Genomic DNA, 16,508 nt, shown 5'->3' on the forward strand with positions numbered 1-16,508 from the left:
CGCCGCTAAGAATTAAAAGCAAGCTTTTAATTCTCCGCTCGACTTGCATGTATTAGGCACGCCGCCAGCGTTCGTCCTGAGCCAGGATCAAACTCTCCAATAAAGAGTAAGAATTAGCTCTGAAATTTCGCGTTAGCGAAAATATTTTTCATTAAAATAAAACTAACGTTGACGTATGATTTGTTTAGTTTTCAAAGTACAATGATGAATTTTCTTAGAAAGAAAACTCTCTCCGTCGCTTAGAGGCGACTTTATAAATATATCATTCTCACAATCGAATGTCAACACTTTTTTAAAAGTAGTTAACTTGTTATCTTGTGACGACTTTTACTATGTTACCATCCTCATCACATTAGATCAACACTTTTTTATAAAAAAATTAAATAATCCATGTATCAATAGCAACCAAGGCAAATAATCCAGGGATACCAAGGAATCCTGAAACTGCGGAGGTAGCTAAGTTGATCGGAATATGAATTCCGAATTGGGTTCCGATAATGTTTAAGAAAAACAAAAATAGAGCTCCAATTAATAGTTTGACAACACCTTGTCCAACAAAACGAATTGGCTTCAACGGCGCACCAACCAAAAGAAATACAACAATTAGCCCTCCTAGCAGAGAAATGACAACGATTGGTTCCAAATAAAATCCTCCTCCCGAAAATAACCTATACTATAGAAACTATGTACAAGTTATTTAAATAATGACTCGGAAGGAGGATTTTTTTATTTTCTAATATTGATTTTTCGGTTCTTCGCTTGCTTTAGTAAATAAAAATATTTGGCTTCTGTTAGTTTCGCATAGCTCAAAATTTCTTCAGAAGGATCAAAGCTTTTGTCAACGAGTGCTTTTTGATTGGCCCAATCCGTTCTTATATCAGTAAGCTGCGTTAACAGCTTCTCATCAAATTCTTTGCGCAGCCATCCTTTTCGTCGAAAAAACATGGTGAATTCCTCCGCTTATGATTAAACTTCTCTTCTTCCCTCAAGGGCTTTTGACAATGTAACTTCATCTGCATACTCTAAATCTCCACCTACAGGTAAACCATGCGCGATTCGTGTAATTTTGATTCCAGATGGTTTAAGCAAGCGAGAAATATACATAGCTGTTGCCTCTCCCTCAATATTCGGGTTCGTAGCAAGAATAATTTCTTCTACTGTTTCATCCTGAAGTCTCTTTAATAAGTCGGGGATATTAATATCTTCTGGTCCAATCCCGTCCATTGGAGAGATGGAGCCATGTAAGACATGATATAGACCTGTAAATTCCTTCATTTTTTCCATTGCTATGACGTCCTTTGGATCCTGAACGACACAAATAACGGATTTGTCACGTCTTTGATCAGTACATATATAGCACGGATCTTGGTCTGTAATATGACCACATACGGAACAATAGCTTAAATTTCTTTTTGCATTGACTAATGCCTTGGCAAAATCGAGGACCGTATCCTCTTTCATACTTAAAACAAAAAATGCCAGACGCGCGGCCGTTTTCGGGCCGATACCTGGCAATTTCATAAAGCTGTCAATCAGCTTAGATATTGGTTCAGGATAATACATGTATTTTTCCCTCCTAGAACATTCCTGGAAGGTTCATTCCTTTTGTGAATTGCCCCATAGTTTGGTTTGTTAATTCATCTGCCTTTTTCAAAGCATCATTTGTTGCAGCAAGCACAAGGTCTTGTAACATTTCGATATCTTCTGGATCTACAACTTCTTCTTTAATCTTTACTTCTAACACTTCTTTATGTCCGGAAACAATAACCGTTACCATACCGCCGCCAGCAGTACCTTCAATTTGCTTTTCACCAAGCTCCTCTTGAGCCTCAGCCATTTTCTTTTGCATCTTTTGCATTTGCTTCATCATATTTTGCATATTTCCCATTCCACGCATATACTTCATCCTCCATTATTCTTTTATTTCAATAAGTGCATCTCCGAATAATTTAACCGCCTCGGATACAACTGAATCGTCTTCTGGTTGTTCCATGACCAATTCATTGGAGTCATCATCGCGGTTTCCTTTAATGAATTCCCCACGAACCTGATTCCACTGTTCTTCTGGAACTCCAACAATTTGTAGATTTCTACCTACTAGCTCTTCAAATATATTGGTTAAGACATTTAAAAAGTTAGCATTCTCCATAGCCATCTGGCAATGGATTTCATATTTAAATTTAATGATAAAAGCGGTGGTTGAAGCTGCAACAGGCTCCGCTTCATTTAATAACGCAGCTTGAGAGCGCATCTGCTTTTGAGCTAGTCGACCTAGCATTTCTCCCCAACGACTTTTTACCATATTTAAATCATTCTTGGTGGCAACCTTTAAGATTTCATTCATTCTCCCTGCAGGTGCCTGGTACCCTTTACGCATACTTCTTTGCGGTGCTGGTTTTGCTGCTGCTTGCGGCTCACCACTTACTTGAACCCCATTCGCCTTTATCTCTTGGAGCTGTTCTTCCAACTGAGATACCTTTGTTAACAAGCGATCAATTTCACCTGATGAAGCTGAACCTGTTGTATTCGCAAGCTGACAAAGCTTGACTATAGCTACTTCTAGAAAAATTCGCGGATGGTTCGTCCAACGCATTTCCTGCTGTGTCTTGTTCAGCACATCAATAATTTCATAAATTTCCTCTTGCTCGATCTGCTTGGAAAGCTCTTGAAACTCTTCATCAAGCATGACTCTTTCCATCGATTCTTCCAATTTCGGTGCTGCTTTGTATAAAAGCATGTCACGATAAAATAAAATGAAATCCTCTACAAATCGAGAAGGATCTTTTCCTTGAAAAAGAAGTTCCTCTAACGCCTCGAGCCCATCTGCTACATTCTTCTCCTTTACAGCTCGAGCCAAACGGTTAAGAAAGTTTTGTGAAACAGCTCCTGTCACCGTTAAAGCATCTTCAACCGTTACCGTATCCTGACTAAAAGAAATCGCCTGGTCTAAGAGACTCAAAGCATCACGCATTCCACCTTCAGCCGCTCTTGCAACAACCTGCAAAGCCTTATCTTCACATGCTACCCCTGTTTCATCGACAATAAGCTTCATTCGATCGACAATAGCACTAGCAGATATACGTTTAAAATCAAAGCGTTGACATCTAGAAAGAATGGTCAATGGAATTTTATGAGGTTCTGTCGTCGCCAAAATAAAGATGACATGTCGAGGTGGCTCTTCTAATGTTTTAAGTAAAGCATTGAACGCACCAATAGAGAGCATATGCACTTCGTCAATAATGTAGACCTTGTACCGAACGGAGCTAGGTGCATACTTGACTTTATCGCGTATATCTCTTATTTCATCTACACCATTATTCGATGCAGCATCGATCTCAATAACGTCCGAAATCGAACCGTCCGTAATTCCCTTACAAGAAGGACATTCATTACAGGGTTCCTGTACTGGTGCCTTCTCACAGTTCACAGCCTTCGCTAAAATTTTCGCAGCACTCGTTTTTCCCGTTCCACGTGGACCCGAAAACAAATAAGCATGCGAAATTTTCTCTTGAAGTAGGGCGTTTTGTAGGGTTTTTGTTACATGCTCCTGCCCCACAACATCGAAAAATTGCTGTGGACGCCAAACACGATATAAAGCTTGATAACTCACTGACACGCCCCCTTCCCATTTAATATATGTAAGCAATTTTAATCGAATTAGATAGTCCTCATCATTATACCTTAATTTTTTTCGAATGAGAAACATACAGGAGAAATTTAAACATAAAAAAACTCACCCTATATAAAGGATGAGTTTAAATTCGTATGTAAAGCCGTGCACCTTTCTTCGACTGACGCCCATAAGCGTTACTTAGGCAGTTAGCTCGGCTCAGGCAACCCTGCGGCACATGGGAGTGTCCACTTAATGCTGCTTCCTTCCGGACCTGACATGGTTCATGGATTCCCATTGCGCAGGACCCGAGCGTCAACACCACTTACCTAAGGCAGGCCCTACAGGACATCAGCCTAGGAAAGGAATTCGGTCTCGCTAGAGCGGATTGCGAGTACAGGGCACCGCTACCTCCCCACCTAGCACGGCATAACCAAGTATACTAGTTATCCGTCTAAAAATCAATCATTCTCAGATGTAAATTACTGTAAATCCCTGATTTCACGCTTCATTTTCTTTTTCTTTTCTCTTAACTTTCGAAAAAAGTCCGATAGCAACTGCCCGCATTCTTCCTCTAAAATACCTGTCACAACCTCACTTTGGTGGTTAAACCTGTCATCTTGAAGAAGATTCATAAACGTACCAGCGCATCCGCCTTTTGGATCACTCGCTCCATAGACAACTTTCTCTACCCGGGACAGCATACTAGCACCTGCACACATCGGACATGGCTCGAGTGTTACATAAAGAGTGGCTCTTTCTAATCTCCAGCTTCCGAGATGCTTGCAAGCTTCATCAATCGCCAGAATTTCTGCATGCGCAATGGATGATTGATTCGATTCTCTTAAATTGTGGGCACGGGCGATAATTTCATTATCGACAACAATGATTGCTCCGATAGGAACCTCGCCGATAGCCTCTGCCTTTTTTGCTTCAATTATGGCTTCCCTCATATATTTTTCATGATTAACATTTTCCATATGATACTCCTTATTCAAACGCTTCTCTATAGTTTATCCCACTTCTATCTGTGAGTAAATTTCTCCCGCTCATATGCATAGGATGAATGTAGCGCAAAAATGGGCAAGGAGGAAACAATATGCAAATTCATGTTGTTCAACAAAATCAATCATTATTTGGAATTGCTCAGGCCTTTGGTTCAACTGTAGATGATATCGTAGAGGCTAATGAAATTCCAAATCCAAATAGGTTAGTCATAGGCCAAACATTAGTAATTCCGATTGTGGGCCGCTTTTATTGGGTTCAACCAGGAGATACTTTATGGTCGATTGCAAGGAGATTTAACATGTCCTATCAGCAACTTGCCTCTATTAATGGAATATCTGCCACTCAACCCTTAAATGTTGGCACTCGGATTTACATTCCAGAAAGGCCGAAAAGAGAGGCTGAATTTAATGCTTATGTAGAACCCAGAGGGACAACGGTTGCTCCAGAGCTCGTTGAAAGCGCCAGAGATGCTGCCCCATACTTAACATACTTAGCACCCTTTAGTTTTCAAGCACAACGGGATGGAACATTAAGAGAGCCTTTATTAAATGATTTCCCAGCGATAGCGAGAGCAAACGATGTCATTCTTATGATGGTCATCACCAATCAGGAGAACGACCAATTTAGCGACGAGCTCGGACGTATCCTTTTAAATGATATGGACGTCCAAAATACTTTCCTCGATAATATCGTCGCAACTGCTCAAAAGTATGGGTTCCGAGATATCCATTTTGACATGGAATACTTACGTCCAGCTGATCGGGAAGCTTACAACAATTTTTTACGAAAAGCAAAAGCGCGCTTTTCTGAGCAAGGGTGGTTAATCTCAACCGCTCTCGCACCAAAAACAAGTGCTGAACAAGAAGGGGCCTGGTATGAGGCTCACGATTACCGGGCACATGGAGAAATCGTCGACTTTGTTGTCATTATGACATATGAATGGGGCTATAGCGGCGGACCTGCGATGGCCGTCTCTCCGATTGGACCTGTACGGGATGTCATTGAATATGCCCTAACGGAAATGCCTGCAAACAAAATTATGATGGGGCAAAACTTATATGGCTATGATTGGACCTTGCCATTTGTCCAAGGAAGTGTCGCAAGAGCTGTTAGTCCCCAACAAGCAATCCAAATAGCAGCAGATAACAATGTTGCCATCCAATTCGATACTGAAGCACAAGCACCATTTTTTAATTACACGGATAGTGAAGGTAGACGCCACGAGGTATGGTTTGAGGATGCCAGGAGCATTCAGGCGAAATTTGATTTAATCAAGGAACTCAATTTAAGAGGAATGAGCTATTGGAAGCTCGGCTTATCCTTCCCACAAAATTGGTTATTAATTGTAGAAAATTTTAATGTCACGAAACGCTAGAAATCTATCAACCAAGCAGTTTTACACGAACTGTTTGGTATTTTTTTGCCTATTTATTTCTTTCTACCGTTTTTTTACTAACCCAATCCACCCAAATAAATGGTACTATAGTGAAGGTGAAATTTTTTGTCGATTTTTGAAACAAAGGAGCTAGAAGGATGAAGGAAGTACCTTTTATTACAGTGGAAGGCCCCATCGGTGTAGGAAAGACCTCTCTCGCAAAAGCCATTTCAAAGCACTATGATTACCCACTGCTGCTTGAAATTGTGGATGAAAACCCGTTCTTAGAAAGATTTTACGAGAATTTAGAAGAGTGGAGCTTCCAAACGGAAATGTTTTTCCTTTGTAACCGATATAAGCAATTAAGCGATATTAAAGAGCATTTTTTAAATAAAAATATTCCCGTTGTAGCGGATTATCATATTTATAAAAACTTAATTTTTGCTCGACGTACGTTAAAGGAAGAAGAATATCCAAAGTACTTAGACATCTATGACATTTTAACAAAAGATATGCCCAAGCCTAATATTATGATTTATTTACAGGCAAGTTTAGATACACTTTTATCCCGAATTAACCATCGCGGTCGCTCACAAGAGAAGAATATAAGCCCAGATTATTTACAGCAATTATCCCTAGATTATGAACAAGCAATGCAGGAATTCGAAAAACAAAATCCAAATATTCCGATCCTCCGCTTAAATGGTGACAATATGGATTTTGTTAATAATAAGCAGGATTTAGACAATATTCTTGCCCAATTGGACCGATTACTATGATAGAAGGAGAAACTTTCATGAATCTTCGTGAGAAATACAATATCCCAAAGAATGCCGTCATTACGATTGCAGGAACTGTTGGTGTAGGAAAATCGACGATGACAACAGCGTTAGCAGAGGCACTACAATTCAAAACTTCTTTTGAACGCGTTCACGATAATCCTTACTTAGATAAATTTTATAAGGATTTTGAACGATGGAGCTTCCATCTTCAAATCTATTTCTTAGCAGAACGTTTTAAGGAGCAAAAGAGAATGTTCGAATATGGTGGAGGATTTATTCAGGATCGCTCCATTTACGAGGACACTGGTATTTTTGCCAAAATGCATTTTGATAAGGGTACGATGTCCAAGGTTGATTATGAAACTTATACAAGCCTTTTTGAAGCAATGGTTATGACGCCTTACTTCCCACATCCCGACTTGTTAATTTATTTGGAAGGCTCATTAGACGATATCCTTTATCGAATCCAAAAACGCGGTCGCACGATGGAGCAAGAAACACCAATTGATTATTGGCAAGAAATGCACGGACGCTATGAAGACTGGATTAGCCATTTCAGTGCTTGTCCAATTCTTCGCTTAAACATTAAGGATTATGACCTTCAAGAGGAAGGTGCCTCAATCGAGCCAATCCTTGAGCAAATTTCACGGATTTTAAATATCAATAAATAAGTATTAGAACAAGCAAATATAATGCGGCGATAAAAGTTCACTCTTTATCGCCGCATTTTTTTCTATACGTCGTTTTCTTATTGCTTGTTGTTTTTTTGTAAATGTCCTAAGGCCGACATTTACACCTTCTGTGTGGCGCTGCCACCCCTTGGGTGGTTTAGTGCTACAAATTATTTTTGCACGGCACTTTTCGCTTCTTTTCATTGTTTTTAAAAGGCAATATCGCTAGTAATTTAAACATTTTTTTCTAAAAGCAACAATCTTTGCGAAAAGATCCTCTATATAAAAAAAATCCGCTACGGTTTACGTAACGGATTTTAAATCTCCAATTTATGCGCTTTGCTTTTCAACAATATCAATGGAGGAGGAAAGGGGATTCGAACCCCTGCGCGGTTTGACCCGCCTGTCGGTTTTCAAGACCGATCCCTTCAGCCGGACTTGGGTATTCCTCCGTATCGACAAAAGATACTATATCATTTCTATTTGGTCGTGTCAACAAAAAAATCATTTTGTTTTTACTATTATGCCACAACTGCTTTCAAATAAAACAAGAAGAGAACGAGATTAATCTCGTTCTCCAACTATTATTTAATCACTTCACGATTTCCCATGTAAGGACGAAGCACCTCTGGAATAACGACACTTCCATCAGCTTGCTGATAATTTTCTAAAATTGCTGCTACGGTTCTTCCAATTGCAAGACCAGAACCATTTAATGTATGAACATGCTCTGGTTTGCCCTTTGGATCTCTACGGAAGCGGATATTCGCACGACGAGCCTGGAAGCTTTCGAAATTACTACAAGAAGAAATTTCACGGTACGTATCATAGCTTGGAATCCATACTTCAATATCGTATTTCTTTGCAGCCGTAAAGCCTAAATCACCAGTACACATCCTCATCACACGGTATGGAAGACCTAATAACTGAAGGACTTTTTCAGCATTACCTGTAAGCTTTTCAAGCTCCTCATAAGAATCCTCAGGCTTAACAAATTTCACAAGCTCTACTTTATTAAACTGATGCTGACGGATTAAACCACGTGTGTCTCTTCCAGCAGAACCCGCTTCAGAACGGAAGCATGCACTGAAAGCTGCATAGTTGATTGGAAGTTCTTCGCCGTTTAAGATTTCGTCACGGTGATAGTTTGTCACTGGCACCTCAGCAGTTGGAATTAAGAAATAATCCTCACTTTCAATCAAGAAAGCATCCTCTTCAAACTTCGGTAGCTGACCTGTACCCGTCATACTTGCACGGTTCACCATGTATGGAGGTAAGATTTCTTGGTAGCCATGCTCTTCTGTATGAAGATCAAGCATAAAGTTAAATAACGCTCGTTCAAGACGTGCTCCAAGCCCTTTATAAAAAACAAAACGGCTTCCAGTTACTTTTCCTGCTCGTTCAAAATCTAAAATACCTAATTTGTCAGCTACTTCCCAGTGAGGCTTTGGTTCAAAATCAAACTGTCTTACCTCACCCCAAGTTCTATGAAGGATGTTATCATCCTCAGATTCCCCTACAGGAACACTTTCATGAGGGATATTCGGAATGCTTAGCATTAGGTTTTCAAGTGTTTCTTCTACTACGCGAAGCTCTTCATCCAACACCTTGATTTTGTCGCCAACTTCACGCATTTCAGTAATTAAGTGATCAGCGTTTTGCTTTTCTCTCTTAAGAGCTGCAACCTGCTGAGTTACCTCATTGCGCTTACTCTTTAATGCTTCTGCCTCAACAATTAACTCTCTTCTTCTTGTGTCTAGCTCTTCAAATTTATCGAAGTCAGATAAATCCTCACCACGATGCTGAAGCTTTGCTTTTACTTCTTCAAAATTGGCACGTAAATACTTAAGATCTAACATTTCAAAAACCTCCCATTTATTTTAAAAAACAACAAAAAACTCCCGTCCCCTAAAAAAGGGACGAGAGTTACCCGCGTTGCCACCCTAGTTGAAAGCAAAAAAAGCTTTCCACCTTAAATCAATAACGGTTTTACCCGAAAGTATTTACTAACCCCATAATAAGGCGTTCCATACTCCACTCAAGGATGGATTCACAAGGTCCATTCACTGATTTGCACCGACCATCAGCTCTCTATTCGAACGGAGTTCCTGCTACTATTTCCTCTCATTGCTTTTGCTATAGGGAATTTTGTCTCTTAATTTACTATAATTATCTTCCAATTGCAACCCTTTTATACAATTGATTCTTTGATCATATTAATAAAATAGGCAGTAATACGATAGTCATCCGTTAACTCTGGATGAAAGGAGCACCCTAATAGATTTCCCTCTCTCGCCATCACAATGCGTTCATTATGCTTGGCTAGCACCTCGACATTTTCACCAGCTTGAACTATATGAGGAGCACGAATGAAGACAGCATTAAAGTCATCAGCAATGCCAGCAATATCTAAATTGGCTTCAAAGCTCTCCCTTTGTCGACCGAAAGAGTTTCTCTCAACGGTCACATCCATCACACCAATATGTGGTTCATCATCACCAACTAAATTTTTCGCTAGTAAAATAAGTCCAGCGCATGTCCCAAACATTGGCTTGCCATTTTGGGCGAAACTTTTTAGGCCCTCCATGAAATTATATTTATCGATTAATCTTCTAATCGCTGTACTCTCGCCACCAGGTATGACTAACCCATCTATTTCTTCTAGCTGTTCGTTTTTCTTAATGATAACTGCTTCTGCTCCACAAGCTTCGATCGCTTGAATATGCTCGCGAACCGCCCCTTGTAGCGCTAATACTCCTACCTTCACCATCATCTTTTACCAGCCACGTTCTTGCATGCGTGCTTCAGGAGCTAGAGCTGAAATTTCAATCCCTTTCATCGGTGTTCCTAGCTCTTTGGATAGCTCTGCAATCAATTTATAGTCTTGGTAGTGTGTTGTAGCCTCTACAATCGCACGAGCGAATTTAGCTGGATTTTCGGATTTGAAGATTCCAGAGCCAACAAATACGCCATCTGCTCCTAATTCCATCATCAAAGCAGCGTCAGCAGGCGTTGCTACCCCACCAGCGGCGAAGTTCACTACTGGCAAACGTCCAAGTCTCTTAATCTCTAATAGAAGCTCATAAGGTGCCCCTAGGAGCTTTGCTTCCGTCATCACTTCATCTTCACTCATGTGCACCAATTTTCGAACCTGTGCATTTACTTTTCTGATATGGCGAACCGCCTCAACAATATTCCCTGTTCCTGGTTCGCCTTTTGTCCGTAACATCGAAGCGCCTTCACCGATACGACGAGCAGCTTCCCCTAAGTCACGACAACCACAAACAAATGGGACCGTATAATCTCTTTTGTTCAAATGGAACTCTTCATCTGCCGGTGTTAATACTTCACTCTCATCGATGTAATCAACACCCATTGCTTCTAAAACTCTTGCTTCTACAATGTGACCAATTCGGGCTTTTGCCATTACAGGAATGGACACAGCATTCATGACTTGCTCAACAATTCGGGGGTCTGCCATACGCGCTACTCCACCAGCAGCCCGAATATCAGATGGGACTCTTTCTAGTGCCATTACCGCAACAGCACCTGCTTCTTCTGCAATCCTCGCCTGCTCAGCATTGACAACGTCCATAATGACGCCACCTTTTTGCATTTCAGCCATACCACGTTTAACATGATCTGTTCCTGTCTTCACGTTCCTATCCCCTCTCCTAGAGTTTTTTGCTTGAAGCAAAAAACGATCCTTAGTCTTTTTTCGAAGCTCGTCGTTCTTACTTAAAAAGTCTACTAAATCTATCGGAATGAGTTTCTTTCCTAATGAAAATAAACAATAAAAAAGGGCTCCTGTCAATACAGGAAACCCCTTTTTTGTAAATATTCATTTAGAACCAGCCTTTTACCGCTGATGCTACACCTCCGAATAAATCTCCGAAGAATCCGCCGATTCCACGCATCATAAGCACGAACCAGTTCGCTTTTTCAACATCCTCTGCTGCTACTAGATCAACAGTTTGACTCTTTTGACCATCTTCACTTAAGAAAATTGCCTCTTCGCCATCCTTAGCTTTGATTGTTAACGTACCGATCTTATCTCCTTTTTTAATAGGAGCCGTTAACTCGCCATCTTTATTTAATTTCTTTTCATCAAGCTCAAGAACTGTTTCGAAGTTGTCTTTCTGATCCACGCTTACTACACTCGTAAGTGCTTCTTTCGTGTGGATTTTCACACTGTCTTCTTTACCTTTTGCAACAGGTACAGTCTTTGTTCCCTTTATTTGATAATTTGCGGGTACAATTTCTTCTTTAGTAAAGTTGTTAAAGGCAAAGTCTAATAACTTTCTTGTTTCAACAAAACGAGCTGTTTGCGATTTTGTTCCCATCACAACTGTAATATATCTTTGACCATTTCTTTCCGCTGTTCCAGTAAAACATGCACCAGCAAAATCTGTAGTCCCTGTCTTTAAACCATCTAGACCTTCATAAGTAAATTGTTGATAGTTTGGATAATCCTCAGCTAGATTTTTATAGCTCTCGAGCATATAGTTCCAGTTATCCATAACAAACGCATCTTCCGTACCTTCAGCAAAAGTCTTTTCAGGAATACTAGATGTCTCTAATACTTCTGGAAAGTCCTTTAATAAATGATAAGCCAATTTCGCAACCGCTCTGGCAGACATCACATTTTCTTCTTCAGGTTCACCAACAATTTGGTCTGGGAAGTACTTCACTAAATCACGGTTATTTATTCCTGATGCATTGACGAATTTAAACTCTCCTAGTCCCAGTTCTTCCGCTTTTTCATTCATCAATTTAACAAAATTAGGTTCAGAACCTGCAACTATTTCAGCTACAGCAGTAGTAGCCGCATTGGCAGATTCGATCGCCATTGCAGAATATAAATCCTCAAGCTTATAAGTTCCACCATTGCGCAAATATACATTGCTCAATGCCGTATTATGAGACATCTCTGATAAAGCTGGTGAAACTGTATAGGTTTGATCCCACTTTACTTTTCCTTCTTTAACAGCTTCTAAAAGAAGATACTCAGTCATCATTTTAGTCATACTAGCAATTCCTAGTACAGTCTCAGCATTTTTTTCATAGAGAATCTTTCCTGTTTTAGCATCTACTAAAATTACTGCATTGGCATTAATATCTATTGGTGCAGCAGCTGCAGCTGGCTTTTGTATTATTCCTAACATTAATACAAACGTTAAAAAACATAATAGCCCTTTTTGTATTAAGCTTTTTTTCATGATGAGCCCTCCCAGTCTTCATTTACACTCTTGTTATTTTAACATAGTTCCAAATCCAATAATAGATAGAGTATTTTCCTATTTTTAGTCTGAATGTCCTGATTTTGCACTCTAATTTACCATGGAATCCACAAAAAAAACTGACCACCAATGAACTAGTCGTTCAGAGTATGATGGTCAGCCTTTGATTTATTATGACATCGAATAGTTTGGAGCCTCTTTCGTAATTTGAACATCATGCGGATGACTCTCGCGGAGTCCTGCACCTGTCATACGAATGAATTGGGCGTTCTCTCTTAAGGCTAATAAATCTTTTGTTCCGCAATATCCCATTCCAGAACGAATACCGCCTACTAATTGATAGATAGTATCTTGAAGAGGTCCTTTATACGGAAGTCTACCTTCAATTCCTTCTGGGACAAACTTTTTATTATCCTCTTGGAAATACCTGTCCTTTGAGCCTTTTTCCATCGCAGCCACGGAGCCCATACCGCGATATACCTTAAAGCGACGTCCTTGGTAGATTTCCGTTTCACCTGGACTTTCTGACACCCCAGCAAGTAAGCTACCAAGCATTACTGCGTGGCCACCAGATGCTAGTGCCTTCACGATATCTCCAGAGTATTTAATGCCACCATCGGCAATAATCGCTTTTCCGTGTTTTCGAGCTTCTGTTGCACAATCATAAACGGCCGTAATTTGTGGGACACCTACACCAGCAACAACACGAGTCGTACAAATTGAACCTGGTCCGATTCCAACTTTGACAATATCGGCTCCAGCCTCAATTAATTCTCTTGTTGCCTCTGCCGTTGCCACGTTTCCAGCAATTAGTCCTACATTTGGATGAGCCTCTCGAATTTGGCGAACCGTCTCGATTACCCCTTTAGAATGACCATGTGCTGTATCAACAACAAGAACGTCAACATGAGCCTTCACAAGCTCTTCTACACGCTTCATCGTATCTTTCGTAACACCTACTGCTGCTCCTACTAACAAACGGCCTGAATGGTCCTTTGCAGAGTTCGGGAATTCAATTACTTTTTCAATATCCTTGATTGTAATTAAACCCTTCAAAATGCCATTTTCATCTACAAGTGGTAATTTTTCAATTTTATACTTTTGTAAAATCTTTTCTGCTTCGTCCAAAGTCGTTCCGACTGGAGCAGTAACGAGGTTTTCCTTTGTCATCACATCAGAAATAATGATGGAGTAATCTTGAATAAAACGGAGGTCACGGTTGGTAATAATGCCAACAAGCTTTTGCTCTTCTTCATTGTTGACAATAGGGACACCAGAAATTCGGTATTTTCCCATGAGATGCTCAGCATCATAAACTTGGTGGTCAGGGGTTAGGAAAAATGGATTCGTAATAACTCCACTTTCAGAGCGTTTTACTTTTAACACTTGATCAGCTTGTTGCTCAATTGACATATTTTTATGGATTATGCCTAACCCACCTTGTCTTGCCATCGCAATTGCCATTTCTGCTTCAGTAACAGTATCCATTCCAGCACTGATGATCGGAATATTTAATCTAACTTTATCCGTAAGCTGTACCTGCAAATTAACATCCTTCGGTAAAACTTCTGATTTACCTGGAATCAAAAGAACATCATCAAAGGTTAATCCTTCTTTAGCAAACTTATTTTCCCACATCTTTTTGACCTCCTAGACTCGAAAATATTATTAGTAGGTTATCAATTGGTTAAAATACTGTCAAGGATAAGCTTATATGTTTGATTTTTCTAATAACTTGGAGGTAAGCCTGTTGTCTACTTTTCATTGGTCTTTATTCTCGATGTTTTTCTCTGCTAGCTATACGCAAAACTTTCTTAAGAATTGCTATTTAAAAAATGGGATTGAACAGCCCGAACAAAAAGCTTACGAAAATTGCTACCCTTTTATATACTATCTCGAACATGGGAAAATATATTACGAACAAGCCAAAACTTCTCCTTTAATTATCCAACCCATTTTGCTCTTCTATGGATTTGTTCATTTAATTAAGGCCTGTATCCTAACTGTTGACCCAGACTATCCGGAAACGACTTCAGTACTTGCTCACGGGGTATCGGCAAGAAAAAGAAAGAAACAGCAATATCACTTTTCCCAGGATGAAGTAAAATTTCAAAAGACTGGACTATTTCCCTTTATTTCTGAAAAATTGTTTCACATGAAACAGATAGAAGGAGATAAGGTCTCCATGGATAGTCTTCTCAAACAGATACCCGAGCTATCAGATTTAATTCATCAATTAGATGGAAGACATTCCTTTGTAAATGTGAACGAGGAGCGTAATATTCTTTCTATTCCTGTGAAGGTTCTAGACGTTTTTCATATGACAGAAAACCGTTTTGTAGATTTTTTTATCAGCAAAGCTTCCACGGCTGAATATACGTTCAAACATTTTGATAAGAATTTTCTTGTCTTTGAAAGAGAAGGACAGAACGATTACGACTATACTCCATTGAAATACAATCTTTTTAAACAATCCTTTGCCCTACCTCTAATGAAAGAACAGGGCTTCATGTTAAATGAACTACTGGTTCACTACCTCCTACTCTACAATCTAAGTATGATTGCTAGATACGAAACCGAATGGTGGAGTGAACTTGTTAAAACCATGCCTACAAAAGATTTCCCTTTAATCGAAACCTTTTTACACATCACCTTAGACAAAGGACCATTTTTAATCTATCAGCAGCTAATAAGTAAGAAAAAGTAAGTCTTTATCTAATGATGCGGCCGGCATCATGCCTTTATATAGTAAAAGTCACCATGAACTTTGCCATGGTGACTTTTATCTTTATGGTTCTTCTTATTAGGCCGGCTCCGAACGCCGGATCTCTTCGTCAGGTGTACTCACTATACCCACTTAACCGGAGAAATTCCGTTTATTTTAGAAAATTAATAGACATTACGTGAAATAGGCGGAGATTTTTCGCTAAATGACCTAATAAGGCTTAAAATCATGAAATATGTATGGCTTAACCGGAAAAATTCCGCTTATTTATAGAGAAGTAGAGCACATTTCTGATTTAGCCGGAATTTTTCCTCCTATTTTTCAATGTAATAAATTTAACACTCACCTTTATTAGAGCTTAGATCAAAAAAAGAGTACCCTTTGGATACTCTTTCGCTTTGCCCGGCAACGTCCTACTCTCACAAGGGGACAGCCCCTAACTACCATCGGCGCCGAAGCTTAACTTCCGTGTTCGGACTCTGGTCGTCTATGACCATCGGATCTCTTCGTCAGCTTCGCTCGTTCAGTCCTCGCGTACATCGTACGCTCCGGGCTTCTCTCCCTCGCTTCCTTGACCTCCTCGGTCCTAGCCAACCTCGTGTTTTTTACTTTTTACTTTGTTTCTTTTGTTCATTGTCCTTACGGACAATATTTTCACATACAAAAAAAGAGTACCCTTTGGATACTCTTTTGATTTGCCCGGCAACGTCCTACTCTCACAAGGGGACAGCCCCTAACTACCATCGGCGCTGAGAAGCTTAACTTCCGTGTTCGGACTCTGGTCGTCTATGACCGTCGGATCTCTTCGTCAGCTTCGCTCATTCAGTCCTCGCGTACATCGTACGCTCCGGGCTTCTCTCCCTCGCTTCCTTGTCCTCCTCGGTCCTAGCCAACCTCGTGTTTCTACTTTCAAGTTTGTTTTTCTTTTTCATTGTCCTTACGGACAATATTTTCACATACAAAAAAGAGTACCCCATTGGATACTCTTTCGCTTTGCCCGGCAACGTCCTACTCTCACAAGGGGACAGCCCCTAACTACCATCGGCGCTGAGAAGCTTAACTTCCGTGTTCGGTATGGGAACGGGTGTGACCTTCTC

The 16,508-nt window shown here is 40.1% G+C and carries 15 protein-coding genes, 1 tRNA gene, 2 rRNA genes, 1 other RNA gene and 1 other annotated feature; of the genes, 4 read left to right on the top strand and 15 right to left on the bottom strand.

Annotation, left to right across the window (positions count from 1 at the left end):
- The 8 genes from FAR12_RS22685 to tadA form a co-directional block, all read right to left on the bottom strand.
- A 16S ribosomal RNA gene (locus tag FAR12_RS22685) occupies positions 1–103 on the bottom strand; the annotation flags it as partial.
- Between the two features lie 276 nt (positions 104–379).
- Complete coding sequence (locus FAR12_RS22690) at positions 380–643, bottom strand: pro-sigmaK processing inhibitor BofA family protein (RefSeq protein WP_126411035.1); 264 nt, start codon at positions 641–643, stop codon at positions 380–382.
- Positions 644–726: 83 nt separating this feature from the next.
- Positions 727–945 (bottom strand): YaaL family protein, encoded by a 219-nt coding sequence (locus tag FAR12_RS22695; RefSeq protein WP_126411036.1) that lies wholly within the window; start codon positions 943–945, stop codon positions 727–729.
- Between the two features lie 21 nt (positions 946–966).
- Positions 967–1,563, bottom strand: a complete 597-nt coding sequence (gene recR, locus FAR12_RS22700; RefSeq protein WP_126411037.1) for a recombination mediator RecR — start codon at positions 1,561–1,563, stop codon at positions 967–969.
- Between the two features lie 13 nt (positions 1,564–1,576).
- Positions 1,577–1,897, bottom strand: coding sequence for a YbaB/EbfC family nucleoid-associated protein (locus FAR12_RS22705; RefSeq protein WP_019157245.1), 321 nt, complete (start codon positions 1,895–1,897; stop codon positions 1,577–1,579).
- 15 nt (positions 1,898–1,912) lie between these two features.
- Positions 1,913–3,610 (bottom strand): DNA polymerase III subunit gamma/tau, encoded by a 1,698-nt coding sequence (gene dnaX / locus FAR12_RS22710; RefSeq protein ID WP_126411038.1) that lies wholly within the window; start codon positions 3,608–3,610, stop codon positions 1,913–1,915.
- 163 nt (positions 3,611–3,773) lie between these two features.
- An RNA gene (gene ffs, locus FAR12_RS22715) (signal recognition particle sRNA large type) lies at positions 3,774–4,038 on the bottom strand.
- 54 nt (positions 4,039–4,092) lie between these two features.
- Positions 4,093–4,590 (bottom strand): tRNA adenosine(34) deaminase TadA, encoded by a 498-nt coding sequence (gene tadA / locus FAR12_RS22720; RefSeq protein WP_126411039.1) that lies wholly within the window; start codon positions 4,588–4,590, stop codon positions 4,093–4,095.
- Positions 4,591–4,709: 119 nt separating this feature from the next.
- Here tadA and FAR12_RS22725 point away from each other — a divergent pair, with 119 nt between their 5' ends.
- The 3 genes from FAR12_RS22725 (at position 4,710) to FAR12_RS22735 (ending at position 7,446) form a co-directional block, all read left to right on the top strand.
- The gene (locus FAR12_RS22725; protein ID WP_126411040.1) at positions 4,710–5,993 is read left to right on the top strand and encodes a glycoside hydrolase family 18 protein; all 1,284 of its coding nucleotides are present in this window, start codon (positions 4,710–4,712) and stop codon (positions 5,991–5,993) included.
- 158 nt (positions 5,994–6,151) lie between these two features.
- On the top strand, positions 6,152–6,772 hold the full coding sequence (locus FAR12_RS22730; protein ID WP_126411041.1) for a deoxynucleoside kinase: 621 nt from the start codon (positions 6,152–6,154) through the stop codon (positions 6,770–6,772).
- A 17-nt stretch (positions 6,773–6,789) separates the two neighbouring features.
- The gene (locus tag FAR12_RS22735; RefSeq protein ID WP_126411042.1) at positions 6,790–7,446 is read left to right on the top strand and encodes a deoxynucleoside kinase; all 657 of its coding nucleotides are present in this window, start codon (positions 6,790–6,792) and stop codon (positions 7,444–7,446) included.
- 359 nt (positions 7,447–7,805) lie between these two features.
- On the opposite strand, the gene FAR12_RS22740 is transcribed toward FAR12_RS22735, so the two are convergent.
- The 6 genes from FAR12_RS22740 to guaB all read right to left on the bottom strand — a co-directional run bounded on the left by FAR12_RS22740 (position 7,806) and on the right by guaB (position 14,324).
- Positions 7,806–7,898: transfer RNA gene (locus FAR12_RS22740), tRNA-Ser, on the bottom strand.
- 132 nt (positions 7,899–8,030) lie between these two features.
- On the bottom strand, positions 8,031–9,305 hold the full coding sequence (serS, locus tag FAR12_RS22745) for a serine--tRNA ligase (protein WP_126411043.1): 1,275 nt from the start codon (positions 9,303–9,305) through the stop codon (positions 8,031–8,033).
- A gap of 53 nt (positions 9,306–9,358) precedes the next feature.
- Positions 9,359–9,583, bottom strand: a binding site (T-box leader).
- 54 nt (positions 9,584–9,637) lie between these two features.
- Entirely contained in the window at positions 9,638–10,216 is a 579-nt protein-coding gene (gene pdxT / locus FAR12_RS22750; RefSeq protein ID WP_126411047.1) for a pyridoxal 5'-phosphate synthase glutaminase subunit PdxT, read from the bottom strand.
- Between the two features lie 6 nt (positions 10,217–10,222).
- The gene (gene pdxS, locus FAR12_RS22755) at positions 10,223–11,104 is read right to left on the bottom strand and encodes a pyridoxal 5'-phosphate synthase lyase subunit PdxS (protein WP_126411044.1); all 882 of its coding nucleotides are present in this window, start codon (positions 11,102–11,104) and stop codon (positions 10,223–10,225) included.
- 187 nt (positions 11,105–11,291) lie between these two features.
- Positions 11,292–12,665: a D-alanyl-D-alanine carboxypeptidase family protein gene (locus FAR12_RS22760; RefSeq protein WP_126411045.1), complete on the bottom strand. Its 1,374-nt coding sequence runs from the start codon at positions 12,663–12,665 to the stop codon at positions 11,292–11,294.
- 192 nt (positions 12,666–12,857) lie between these two features.
- Positions 12,858–14,324, bottom strand: a complete 1,467-nt coding sequence (guaB, locus tag FAR12_RS22765; RefSeq protein ID WP_126411046.1) for an IMP dehydrogenase — start codon at positions 14,322–14,324, stop codon at positions 12,858–12,860.
- Positions 14,325–14,433: 109 nt separating this feature from the next.
- On the opposite strand from guaB, the gene FAR12_RS22770 reads away from it, so the two are divergent.
- On the top strand, positions 14,434–15,393 hold the full coding sequence (locus tag FAR12_RS22770; protein ID WP_246010483.1) for a YaaC family protein: 960 nt from the start codon (positions 14,434–14,436) through the stop codon (positions 15,391–15,393).
- 1,013 nt (positions 15,394–16,406) lie between these two features.
- On the opposite strand, the gene rrf is transcribed toward FAR12_RS22770, so the two are convergent.
- A 5S ribosomal RNA gene (gene rrf / locus FAR12_RS22775) occupies positions 16,407–16,508 on the bottom strand; the annotation flags it as partial.

Source organism: Bacillus yapensis (assembly GCF_005280205.1).
GTDB lineage: Bacteria > Bacillota > Bacilli > Bacillales > Cytobacillaceae > Robertmurraya > Robertmurraya yapensis.